General features: G+C 37.8%; 11 protein-coding genes. 1 reads left to right on the forward strand and 10 read right to left on the reverse strand.

What is annotated here, in order from left to right; translation table 11 throughout:
- Positions 1-152: 152 nt before the first annotated feature.
- The 9 genes from H1R81_RS26190 to H1R81_RS26230 all read right to left on the reverse strand — a co-directional run bounded on the left by H1R81_RS26190 (position 153) and on the right by H1R81_RS26230 (position 9,228).
- Complete coding sequence (locus tag H1R81_RS26190; RefSeq protein WP_181843720.1) at positions 153-1,097, reverse strand: glycosyltransferase family 2 protein; 945 nt, start codon at positions 1,095-1,097, stop codon at positions 153-155.
- 191 nt (positions 1,098-1,288) lie between these two features.
- Complete coding sequence (locus H1R81_RS26195) at positions 1,289-2,638, reverse strand: NAD(P)/FAD-dependent oxidoreductase (protein WP_181843721.1); 1,350 nt, start codon at positions 2,636-2,638, stop codon at positions 1,289-1,291.
- A gap of 24 nt (positions 2,639-2,662) precedes the next feature.
- Positions 2,663-4,474 carry a hypothetical protein gene (locus tag H1R81_RS26200; RefSeq protein ID WP_181843722.1) on the reverse strand — a complete coding sequence of 604 codons (1,812 nt, stop codon included), beginning with the start codon at positions 4,472-4,474 and terminating at the stop codon, positions 2,663-2,665.
- Between the two features lie 38 nt (positions 4,475-4,512).
- The gene (locus H1R81_RS26205; RefSeq protein ID WP_181843723.1) at positions 4,513-5,430 is read right to left on the reverse strand and encodes a glycosyltransferase; all 918 of its coding nucleotides are present in this window, start codon (positions 5,428-5,430) and stop codon (positions 4,513-4,515) included.
- Between the two features lie 77 nt (positions 5,431-5,507).
- Positions 5,508-6,323 (reverse strand): glycosyltransferase, encoded by an 816-nt coding sequence (locus tag H1R81_RS26210; protein WP_181843724.1) that lies wholly within the window; start codon positions 6,321-6,323, stop codon positions 5,508-5,510.
- An 11-nt stretch (positions 6,324-6,334) separates the two neighbouring features.
- Positions 6,335-7,318 carry a glycosyltransferase family 2 protein gene (locus H1R81_RS26215; RefSeq protein WP_181843725.1) on the reverse strand — a complete coding sequence of 328 codons (984 nt, stop codon included), beginning with the start codon at positions 7,316-7,318 and terminating at the stop codon, positions 6,335-6,337.
- A 9-nt stretch (positions 7,319-7,327) separates the two neighbouring features.
- Positions 7,328-8,236 carry a 16S rRNA (cytosine(1402)-N(4))-methyltransferase RsmH gene (rsmH, locus tag H1R81_RS26220; protein ID WP_181843726.1) on the reverse strand — a complete coding sequence of 303 codons (909 nt, stop codon included), beginning with the start codon at positions 8,234-8,236 and terminating at the stop codon, positions 7,328-7,330.
- Positions 8,237-8,363: 127 nt separating this feature from the next.
- Complete coding sequence (locus tag H1R81_RS26225; protein ID WP_181843727.1) at positions 8,364-8,795, reverse strand: SRPBCC domain-containing protein; 432 nt, start codon at positions 8,793-8,795, stop codon at positions 8,364-8,366.
- Positions 8,796-8,799: 4 nt separating this feature from the next.
- Positions 8,800-9,228, reverse strand: coding sequence for an LIC_13387 family protein (locus H1R81_RS26230; RefSeq protein ID WP_181843728.1), 429 nt, complete (start codon positions 9,226-9,228; stop codon positions 8,800-8,802).
- Between the two features lie 413 nt (positions 9,229-9,641).
- Between H1R81_RS26230 and H1R81_RS26235 the strand changes: the two genes are divergently transcribed.
- The gene (locus H1R81_RS26235; RefSeq protein ID WP_181843729.1) at positions 9,642-10,853 is read left to right on the forward strand and encodes a PAS domain-containing sensor histidine kinase; all 1,212 of its coding nucleotides are present in this window, start codon (positions 9,642-9,644) and stop codon (positions 10,851-10,853) included.
- A 27-nt stretch (positions 10,854-10,880) separates the two neighbouring features.
- Here the strand turns inward: H1R81_RS26235 and H1R81_RS26240 are convergent, their stop codons facing one another.
- Positions 10,881-11,675: an alpha/beta fold hydrolase gene (locus H1R81_RS26240; protein ID WP_181843730.1), complete on the reverse strand. Its 795-nt coding sequence runs from the start codon at positions 11,673-11,675 to the stop codon at positions 10,881-10,883.
- Positions 11,676-11,711: the final 36 nt, after the last annotated feature.

The following is an 11,711-nucleotide window of genomic DNA, read 5'->3' on the forward strand; positions in this document are numbered from 1 at the left end:
TTGTGTTTCGAATAAGTATCTGATTTGATCATGAGTGGAAAGAGGCGATATCATTAAATGTCACAGAATAATCTTTTAGGCGGTGTATTGCATACAAGCAAAAATGCCACCTCTTACCAAGATGGCATTACCAGAGGGTATATCATTTACTCTCATTTCTTCTCAATCACTTCATCAATCACAAAGAAAGGGCGTTTTTTTACTTCAATATAGATTCTGCCTATGTATTCTCCTAAAATACCTAAGATAATCAGAATAACACCGCCTAAGAAATACATGCCTACTGCCAACGAAGCCGTTCCCGGGGTTTCTTCAGGTGCATGACCAAAAACCTTAAAGCCTATCAATCGATGTAGAACGAAGAAAATGCCCAGGAAAAACGAAGGAATAGAGATAATAAAACCCATATAAGTAGCCAGACGGAGCGGGAAACTTGAAAAGCCAAATAAACCATCTAACGCTAACTGAACTAATTTCTTAAAGGTATATTTTACTTCTCCTGCGGCTCTTTCGGCTCTTTCATAGGTAACACCAACCTGTTTAAATCCGGCAAAGGCACGCATACCGCGTACAAATCTTAATTGTTCAGGCATTTCGTGTACCAGCACGTTTACTACCTTTCTGTCCATCACACAGAAATCACCCGAATCAAGAGGAATCTCAATATCAGAAATCCAGGCTAATATTCTGTAAAAAGTGGAATAAGCCATTTTCTTGAAAAAACCTTCTTTGCGTTTGGTTCTGATGGCAAAAACCACTTCATACCCCTCACGCCATTTATCCAGAAATCTGTGTAATTCTTCCGGCGGGTCTTGCAGATCACCATCCATAATCACAATAGCATCACCTTTAGCCATTTTTATGCCTGCTGAAATAGCAGGTTGATGACCAAAATTGCGAGAAAGTTTGACAACCCTTACATGCACGTCTTTTTCAGCCATCACTCTCATCATGGTTAATGAACTATCACGAGAGCCATCATCAACTAATACAATTTCGTAATCTTCTCCCCAGGAAGGAGCAGCAGCAGTTAATCGATTATATAGATTTTGTAGGTTTTCTTCTTCGTTAAAAATGGGAATTACAATAGAAATCATTATAACAAGGGCTTAGTGCGAATGTTTGAGTCGCAAAGATAGGGTATTTGAAACACAAAAGGGCAAAGAAGAAAGAGATAGCAACAAAAAAGTCCTGCTTTTTTATCGAAGCAAGACTTTCCTTTGAAAACGCGTATGATGTTTAAACGCTTATCCATACCCAAAAGTTTCGCACTTGAAAAATAGTTGTATTATTTTTCAGAATTGTTTCCAAATCCAATCTTTCCAGAAAGTGAAGCACCATAAGGAACAAAATCACTATTCATTCCCATAACCTTACAAGCTTCGGCCGCTACCCTGATAGAGTTATTGGTACTACGTTCATCAGGATAAATATGCGCCATATTAGCTATATACAAGTTTTTGGTTGAAGTTTCGGAAGCAGGTACTTTCTCGGAGAAGTTCAAATCACAAACGGTAGCAGCCGTATTGGTTTTGAAAACATACACATTTTTAATCCAATCTTCCGAAAACTCCGGATTAATACGTTTCAATGGCGGAATCATCACAGCCTTAATATCCTCATTGCTCATTTTTGCCAAATCTTCACTCATGGCAAAGTAGCGTGATAAGTACATAATGTGCGAGCCGTTATACTGTTCTTTCGGAATGAAATTGGTATGCTCAATCACACCCCCAAACGGGAAGCCCTGGTCGGCTACGTTCATCCAGTAGATATGGCTGAATGATTTCTTCAATTCTAAAATTGTACAAACAGCTCCGAAGTACTCAATGCCATTGGCATCCAACGGAGAGTTTTTAATTTTATCAAAATAGATAGAGGGGATAGTTAATAAGAACTTATCGCCGTCATTCCCAATTTGCAGGTTTTTGGTCTTGATGCCCTTTATCTCATTATTCTCAATCTTAAATGCTTCAACAGGTTCATTTTTAATGAGTTCCACACCCATTTCTTCTAATCGTTTCACAAGCGTGTCCATCAATGTTTTCCAGCTTCCCTGAATATAACCTAAACTTTCATCACCATCTTTACGAGACCCCAGACGCTGCGCCATACGACCAATCATCCACGATAACGGCACCTGATTAGAGTAAGGACCAAACTTGATATTAAGCATAGGTTTCCAGAGAGCATCGGTTATGTCTTTGCCTGCCCATTTATAAAACCAGTCCAAAGTAGATATTTCTTCATTTTCACGCCACTTGGCAAATTTCCCCAAAAAAATACTGGTCAGCCCAAAACGGATTTTTCCGATAAATCCAACAGGTTTAAATTTCAACAGGTCGATTGGCGAGTTAAAATTATATATCCTGCCATTTCTGAAAACCCCCATTGTGGTTTTTTTGTAGAAGGCTTTATCTGAAATTCCTAAGTCTTTTAACAACCAACGCAATTCGGCATCTTGCGTAAAAAAGTGATGGTAATAGTATTCCAATTGATTTCCACCTATTTCAAAAGTGTTCAATAATCCGCCAAACTTATCACTCCCCTCAACTATGGTTACTTTAATCCCTTGTTTGGCTGCTATATAAGCTGCTGCCAATCCGGTCATTCCACCACCTATTATATTTAATTTCATATCGAAGGCTATTATTTAGTTTATCTATTGAATGCTGATTGTTTGTTCTTTAATGACTTTAAACTGATTATTTTCCAGCTTGCCGATTTTCATGCTGAATTGTCCACTTGGTAAATCCGGTTTGGCTACAATGGCATCAATCCTGTTGTTGTAGAATCTCCGTGTACTTATAAAGTTGGTAAACTTATTAGCCTGTGTTTCCAAAGGGAATGCCAGACGATTTTTACCATTGCTGAAAATGGCATAATACCCATCATAGCGGGTTCCGAATGGAACAAAAACATTATCCAATTCTATATGGAATGTATTCGAGCCATCAGTTACTTTTACTGTTTCGCTACCTGTATTCGTTACCTGATTTTCGTACAAAGCTTTATTCATTACATCGATTTCCGCCGGAGGGGTATAGTTTTTGAAATGTACCCTGCTAATCCAGAGTATATCATTGACATATTTCATCACACCTGGCACAAAGCCAGCATAATTATATGGAGGGATAGGTAACTTCTGATATTGTGTAATAGGCGCGTGGTCATCCGGATTCCGGGAGTTTTCAAACGCATAATAGTAGTAACGACCATTGTTTTTCCAGTTCAGGATAGTAGTTCCAAAGAAACGGCGTCGGTTCTCTACATCGTCCCAGCTTTCGTAATAAGAAAAAAGATTAAATAGTAAGGTTACCACAATTGAAATCCGCAGATATTTTTTCCATTGACTAACAGGCAAAATATTAAATGAACTCAGATAGAGAATAATAAACAGAATAATGGATACTGTTTTATAACGACTGGCAAAGGCCTGCTCTAAGCCCTGGCTTGCTCTCGAAACTGAAAACGCAGCACCACTCAAAGCCACAAAAACAAAAGCCGCCAATAAATAAAGATTGAATTTCGGATATTGTAATAGTTTCTCGTACAACCGATAAAACCAGTTGTGCATATTCTTTTTCGCTTTAGGCCAGAAACGATAATATAGGAAAGTGAATAGTAGTACCGCCAACCAGCCTATCATGGCCAAACCCACTACAATAGCTATAACATGCTTAACGGTAATATCATAAACCTGCACAGTACTATCAATCGGTGAGCCAAAGAAAGCAAAGAAATCACCTAAGATAATATGTGGGTATTGGGTTATATTCACCATTACATCAGGTCTGATACCCGGCTTCTTAAAATCGTGAAAGTATAACCAGAAACTTAAAATGACAATAACCAGATACAGTATTTTTTCGCTTTTGGTGCGTGCATATAAAACCAAAGGTATGGCGGCCAGAAATGAAAACATCCCATTACCATTGGTAAACATAGCTAAGAAAAACAGCCCATTGGCCAGATAAAAAGCCCATCCTTTTTTATTAAAAAGAAGCAAGCAAAAACCCAGGAGCCCGAAAATAATAACCGTGTTCGGCTGTAAAGAAGTAATAGCCCAGAAAATATTCTCAATAGGTTGAGTATTGAAAATAATAAATATAACTGGCACAAGATAAGCAAGTCCGGCATTAATTTCTTTCAGTAAACGATAGAAAACAAAGGGTAGAATCAAAAGGTAAGATACACCCATCAGCATAAGTATTTTATAATTTACTTCGCCAAAAAGGTTATAACAAAGTAGCGTGCTTAATCTTACGTAAATAATGCGGTGTTCACACATTTGCGAAAACAGCAATTCTATTTTTTCGCCAAAAGTGGTTTGTTGCATCCAACTGGCTAAAAATCCTTCAATACCGTGCCAGTCGTCGTTCCAGCCAATATTAAAAGCATTTTTCTCTACAAAAATATAAAATGCAATGATTGGCGCTAAAATCAGAAAAAATATACCTGCTTTATTTTTCATTTAAAAGTCAATGTGTTTGTGCAATCAATTTAGGATTATCAGAATTTCTCAACAGACTCGACATAATCCTGAAAATGCGCTGCCGGAAGAAAATTAAAATTTACCCGATAGGAGAGAACCGTAAAAACCAATATTAAAGCACTTAAAAAAGCCTGCATTAATATACCGAAAAATATCAGCACTGCCCAGCTGGGAATATAGCTGCTATAAATAAATACTGTAATAATGCCGGCAATAGCAACCAGAATAAGCGATGAAATAGCAATTAATAGCCGAACAGAAACCGTATCAATATAAACCGCTACAGCACTCAGCCCATGTATTACCAAAGAAGTATAATTCATCTTGGATTTGCCGGTATATCTTGTACCACGCTCTAAACCTACTGATTTATATAAAAGCCGCGAACGGATAATGCCACCAGGATAATGGTTCCAGATGTCAGAAACGTGCGTAACCTTATCTAAAAGTTTCTTAGGAATCACCGAAAAATTGCCGAAGTTAATCACTTTCCCCGTCAGGAAAATAAAAGCATATTTATAAATTTTGTAGAAAATCTTAAAGAGGAAGCTTTCCTTTCTTTTGGTACGGCGTGCAAAAAGGATTTCCTTACCTCCATTTCCAGATGCTTCATCAAGCAGTATAGGCAAATGTTCAGGTTTATCTTCGCCGTCGCTATCCATTACCACAAAAAAATCATCATTAGAATGAGCATTCAGATAAGACAACCCAATGGCAATAGCTTTCTGGTGGCCGAGGTTTTTATTCAGATGTAAAACTTCGATGGGATGCCCTTTCAGTTTATCTTTTTCTACTTCCAGGCTTGAGCAGTCGTCAACCACTAATATCCGGTAATCATTGTATTTAGTAGGCGTCAGCACTAATCGAATCTGTTCGATAAGCTGATACAAACAATCCCAGTCATTAAAAAGTGGAGTAACAATGGTAATTTTCATACAATAAACCTCTTAATCTTTTGAGGGTATCTATTCAAAAAATCGGTTGTGCTACAAAATTAGGAAAAATTACGCTCCTATGCTTCAATTTGTTCGTCGTATCGGCTTAAAGTTTCCTTAACGGTTGCATCGTATGCATAATCAAGCCATTCGTTTACATCCATAAACATTTGTTTCCGGTTTTTCAGAAAACCCACATTAGTCACAGATTGTATATTACTCAAACCCCCACGATGTTTTCTATACACGCCCATCGTTTCAGGAATATAATGAATGTCTCCACGTGCCGCTAATTGTATCACCATCGCCCAGTCTCCTGCGGCGGCTCTGCTATGCCAGTCAGCAAAATCATGATTGCGGAAGTAATTACGGTAGAAAGTACTGGCAGTAGCAATAAACCAGCGGTCTTCTAATATGTCCTTTATTGTTGAGTGTATCTTTTGGTCTGGCTCATTAAAAAAATGTTCAGGAGACTTGTCCTCATAAATCACTTTCATATTATGATGGCAAATCATATAGCCTTTGTTGGCCTCCATGAAATCAAACTGCTTTTGCAATTTTAATGGATCCGTCCAGTAATCATCACCTTCACATAGTGCTACATAATCACCTTTGCAGGCTTTTAATAGCATCAAAACATTATTACGCCCGGCAAATTCTTTAGGTTCTTTGGGTCCTTGGTTTTCTTCATGTAGAAAAGCATTAAAAAGATGAGGGTACTGCTCTGCATATTCTCGTATTATAGCGGGAGCATTATCAGTCGAAGCATCATCACCAATCACTATCTCTATCTCAAAATCAGTTTTCTGCATCAGCACTCCGTCAAGCGTCTGACGGATAAACTGCTCATGGTTATAAGTAGGAATACAAACACTGACTTTGGGGTGTTTCATATGTGGCGGTTTTAGCTGTTATTTTTAATGCGATGGGGTAGTAAAGCAAAAAAACTATAAGTCTTACTCAACCATTTAGGGAAGATATACTCTCGTATAATTTCTTTGGTTATGGCTGATGATGGCTTTCCTAAACGGAGATACTGAATAGCAGCTGACACCTGCTTGAAGTATTTATCGACATATTGTTTGCTATCCAACATCATTCGATAATATCGGGCAATGTTTTTATTGAGCGTTTCATGGAAACGATAGTTCAACTCATGGTCAATGCCTTTGTACATCCCTATGCGATTTTTCAAAAACTCGGCATCGGCATATCCGTCTGTAAAACTCATACCACTGTTGCGGTTTTTGCGATAGACCGACATTACCTCCTTCATATACCTGAACTTACCACCTCCTTTACCCAATAAAATATAACGAGGAATATCACCGCTTTTAGACTCATGAAACCATTGAGGATAATGGTTAATAACCCCATGACGGAACAGAATAGCCGAGGTGGCAATAAACCAAACTTCATCTTCTCCGATAAAATCTTCTACAGTTACTATTTCCTTTTGATCCGGTGGGTTTACAAATTGGTTCGGATGAGAATCATCGTCGAAGATGATTTCGGCATTATGAAAACAGGCCACATAATCCGGGTGAGTATCCAGAAAATCAGCCATTTTTTGTAGTTTGCTGTCATCAGTCCAGTAATCATCACCATCCATAGGGGCAATGTATTGCCCTTTGGCTTTTTCTAATGCTCTTAGTGTATTATTTTTTCCGAATCCACCGAGGTTTTTCTCATGGAGCATCGGAACAATAATGTCAGGGTATTGCTGATGATATTCCTTAATAATGGCTTGTGTATTATCAGGCGAGGCATCATCCCCTACCAATATCTCATATCTGAAGTTTACTTTCTGGCTAAGAATGGAATCCAGCGTCTTACGAATGAATTTTTCGTGCTTATACGTCAGAACCATTACACTTACTTTTACCATCTCATTCACTTATTTTATACGCTCCGCAATACGCAATTTCGCACTTCTGGCTCTTGGGTTCAGTTGTCTTTCTTCTTCTGTGGCTTCTATTGCTTTCCTATTAACGGCTTCCAGGGGTTTTAAATCATTTCCAAAAAAATCTTTTTCTACCTCTCCACTAAATTTCCCGCTTCTGATAAAATTTTTCACCAGTCGGTCTTCTAATGAATGGTAAGACATTACTACCAGTCTTCCTCCTTCCGCCAATACGTCAGGTGTTTGTTGCAAAAATTCTTCCAGCACAGCCATTTCCTGATTTACCTCAATGCGCAAAGCCTGAAACACCTGCGCAAAGTACTTGTTTTCTTTACCACGTGGTGTAAACTTCTGCAAGATACCTTTCAGATCGTTGATAGTCTCTATGCTTTTGTTTAATCTGGCCGTATAAATGGCCTGTGCGGCTGTGCGGGCATTTTGTATTTCGCCATACATGCCTAAAATTTTGTGCAGTTGTTCCACCGGATACTCGTTTACGATATTTTTGGCTGTAATATCAGCGTTCTGATTCATGCGCATATCTAACTCGGCATCAAACCTTGTTGAGAAACCGCGCTCAGGTGTATCAATCTGATGGGAAGATATACCTAAATCAGCTAAAATACCATCTACTTTTTTTACGCCAAATAAACGCAGATATTGCTTGAGATTACGAAAATTGGCATCAACAAAGCTAAAATTTTTATTTTCTATCAGTTTAGATTCTGCTTTGGCATCAGCATCCTGATCGAAACCATAGAGTTTACCAGTGGTGAGGTGTTCGAGAATGGCTCTTGAGTGTCCGCCACCACCAAATGTTACGTCTACATAAACGCCATCGGGCTTGATATGAAGGCCATTGAGGCATTCTTTGAGCATAACGGGCACATGGTAGGCAGGCATATAAAGCAATTAAATATCGATAATAATTGCAAAAATAGTGAAAAATGAAAACAATCGTGCAGGCTTCTGTTTTTCTATCAGCAAATCAATAGAAATCAGTAGAATAAAGAAGGACAAGTATTTGCTTTTATACTTCAAGCCTCAATTCATAAGGAACAAATTCATTATATTCAATAAATCGCTTTAAAAGCCTTAAGTACATCGCCCAGCAATAGTTCGAGATTCTATAATGCTCGTTAGCTTCCGGCCAGCCGGTATGGTAAAACTCTACTTGAGTATAGGTGTTTTTATCTATCAGCCAGAAACCTACTTTGCTACCATCCCAGTCATCATCAGATTTGTTAAAAGTCAGCTCAAATTCAGTACAGGGATTGTATTTTGAAACAACCCCTGCCCAGTGGTATTCTTCTCCAAAGACAAATTCGTACACTTCGCCTAACCCAGTTGTACCTCTCGATTCTATGCTCCACCAATTGTTGATACCCTCAGGTGTTGAAATAGTCTCAAATACTTTTTCAGGTGAAGCATTAATAGGGAAATAGTGAAAAATATTAGCCATAATCTTAATGAATTTTAGGTACTGTAATTAGCGAGACCCCTAAGAATACAAAAATTAATCCTGTCATAATAATAGGAGGAAGAAAAGCATAAACCATTATGAGACCAAAACAGATACCAAAAACGATTAAATTAAAAGTGATTATCCCTTTTACCACCTCAGAACTAACCTTTTTCTGAAGTATATACCAGTTAATAAGACCGCCCAATAAGCAAAGCAAAGAAAGGCAAGCACTCAACGGTGTCATTATTTCATTCATTGTTCGGTGAAATCCGGCACCGAAATCGAGTTTATAGGTGCCCATTAAATCTAATAACTCCTTTTCCTTATCATTCTCAGGAATAGGATCAGTAAAAAGACTGATTGAATGAACAATAGCAGTAAGAAACTGCATAATTGAAGCGGCCTTTAGCCAGAAAGTATAATTTTTCATACGCCATATTTAGGTTATAAGGATTAAAAGTAATTCTAAGAATTGAAGAGAAATATCTGCTCAGAAATACCTGAAAAACGCCGACAATAAAAGCAGATAAAATCTCTTATTTTGTGTGAATACTATTCAGATATGGTTTGTGGAGAGGAGCCTGAGATACAAAAATGATTAAAATGTATCTTTATATTTAATATTCATGATACGTATATTAGGTTTAAAGCTAAAAAACTTATCTTATCAATTCAAATATATCATTAAAATAGATTTCTTACGTTTAATTGTTGTTAAGTAAATATTGAATGAAAACAAATTAAACTGCTAATTTTGGTTTTGCAGATAAATAAATTCAGTTACCATTTATTGACAAAAAAGATACACCTTTATCCAAAAACTATATTAAAATCTAATTCTTCATGGCACGACGAGAGGTGTTTGTAAATATCTATGAGCAGATTACAGGTTGGCGGTTTGTTGCAATTATTATATTGCTACTTATAGGTATCGGCATTTTGTATTATTTCAATCAGTTAGGTAAAACCCTTGAAGATCGAGAAAAGAAATACGCCAGACTCTATGCTGAAGGGATTAAATTTACGGTTGAGCAAAGCCTTAATAGCACGTGCGATTATACATATGTGCAGGAAATGCTGGAGGCTAATGAAACAGTACCAATGATTATGGTTTTGAATGGTAGACCTACGCAGTATTCTCAGAATATCCCTGAACTGGAAGATAAAAATATGAAATGGACTGAAAAGGAAAAACTTAATTTCCAGTATGCTGTGGTAGGTGAAATGGGGCAGGAACACCCTCCCATTGAGTTTGTAGTTGGCAAGGATAAAGGATATGTCTATTACAGCAATTCGGTAGTAGTAAAGCAACTGCGGTATTTCCCTTATATTCTATTAGGTACTTTTCTGATTTTTGGCTCTTTGGCCTATATCGCTTATAGTTCATCACGCAAAGCTGAGCAAAACCGTGTATGGGTAGGTTTGGCAAAAGAAACGGCCCATCAGTTAGGTACACCTATATCGGCTCTGATGGCATGGGTAGAAGTATTAAGAGGAAACCCTGAATTTGATGCAAGTATAGGCGATGAAATGGAAAAAGATGTGAAGCGGCTTGAAACCATTACTACCCGTTTCTCAAATATTGGCTCTATTCCACAGATGAGTCAGGAGAAAATAGTGGAAATGGTAGAGCAGACGTTGAAATACCTGGAAAGAAGAATTTCGACTAAAGTAAAAGTACATTTTGCCAGCCATATATCTACTGACACCATGGTACAAGTAAACAGACATTTATTTGAATGGGTAATAGAAAACCTTTGTAAAAATGCCGTAGATGCTATGGTCGGTAAAGGCGAATTATATGTGTCAGTATTACAACTTAATAAAAACCGAATTGCCATTGATGTGATGGATACGGGTAAGGGGATTTCAAAGAGTAATCTTCGTAAAATATTTAAACCAGGCTTTAGTACCAAGAAAAGAGGCTGGGGACTTGGGCTGACATTAGCCAAGCGTATCATCGAAAACTACCATGATGGCAGGCTCTATGTAAAAGATACCCAGGTTGATAAGGGAACAACTTTCAGGATAATATTGGATGCAAAAGGTGTATGACAATTAAAAAAAATTGTCATACATCCATCATTTCGCTCTTAAAAAAGCCAGAATCTCCTTAGCAAAGGCTTCTGAAATTGATGTGCTACCATGATTACCCGGAACGGTTTTCAAGGTAGAATTAGGTATCATTTTAGCTAAGGCAGGAACATCTCCGTTATCACTATCCTGGTCGCCTGAAATGACAAGTACAGGTTTTTTAACTTTGGCTAATTCAGAAGGTAGCGTAGTAGGCTGTACTTTTTGCAGATAACCCATTACCAGGGTATCAACTCCATTTCTTTTAGCACTTTCAATAGCTCCTTTGGTTTCAGGGTATAAATGGGCTTTCCCTGAAAATGCTTCTGCAAACATTTTTCTTCGTTCCCAGTTCGGGTTGGTGAAATCAACACCTGCACCACCAATCACCGCTTTCATGATGTGTTTATCTAATATCAATTGCTTGGCAACCAGAATCGCCCCCCTCGAATAACCTACTACATGGTATTTCTTGAAGCCTAAATGCTTCATTAATTCCATCACATCACGTAGTTCAGCATTATCCTGATAGGCTTCCAAAGCATGCGGTTTATCAGATACCCCGTTTCCTCTTAAATCAACGTTAATCACTTTAAAACCATTATCAGCTAATGTCTGAATCAATACTCCTCTTTTCCACGATTTACTACTACTCATAAATCCATGAAGCAATACTACGGGCGTGCCCTCGCCGGTTACCTCATAATGAATTTTTGTGCCATCGAATGACGTAAATAATGGCTCTCTTTCAGTCTGAGCCAAAGCCAGTAAGGGACATATAAATATCAATAGTAAGATTTTCATAAATGAGAATGTATTTATTTTAATGTACAGTTGATT

Origin of the sequence: Emticicia sp. BO119, assembly GCF_013912375.1 — a bacterium.
Classification (GTDB): domain Bacteria; phylum Bacteroidota; class Bacteroidia; order Cytophagales; family Spirosomataceae; genus Emticicia.

Coding starts and splice junctions, on each gene's coding strand:
- rsmH (WP_181843726.1), bottom strand. CDS start 8,236: ATGCCTGCCTACCATGTGCCCGTTATGCTCAAAGAATGCCTCAATGGC.
- H1R81_RS26215 (WP_181843725.1), bottom strand. CDS start 7,318: ATGGTAAAAGTAAGTGTAATGGTTCTGACGTATAAGCACGAAAAATTC.
- H1R81_RS26195 (WP_181843721.1), bottom strand. CDS start 2,638: ATGAAATTAAATATAATAGGTGGTGGAATGACCGGATTGGCAGCAGCT.
- H1R81_RS26235 (WP_181843729.1), top strand. CDS start 9,642: ATGGCACGACGAGAGGTGTTTGTAAATATCTATGAGCAGATTACAGGT.
- H1R81_RS26225 (WP_181843727.1), bottom strand. CDS start 8,795: ATGGCTAATATTTTTCACTATTTCCCTATTAATGCTTCACCTGAAAAA.
- H1R81_RS26230 (WP_181843728.1), bottom strand. CDS start 9,228: ATGAAAAATTATACTTTCTGGCTAAAGGCCGCTTCAATTATGCAGTTT.
- H1R81_RS26240 (WP_181843730.1), bottom strand. CDS start 11,675: ATGAAAATCTTACTATTGATATTTATATGTCCCTTACTGGCTTTGGCT.
- H1R81_RS26200 (WP_181843722.1), bottom strand. CDS start 4,474: ATGAAAAATAAAGCAGGTATATTTTTTCTGATTTTAGCGCCAATCATT.
- H1R81_RS26210 (WP_181843724.1), bottom strand. CDS start 6,323: ATGAAACACCCCAAAGTCAGTGTTTGTATTCCTACTTATAACCATGAG.
- H1R81_RS26205 (WP_181843723.1), bottom strand. CDS start 5,430: ATGAAAATTACCATTGTTACTCCACTTTTTAATGACTGGGATTGTTTG.
- H1R81_RS26190 (WP_181843720.1), bottom strand. CDS start 1,097: ATGATTTCTATTGTAATTCCCATTTTTAACGAAGAAGAAAACCTACAA.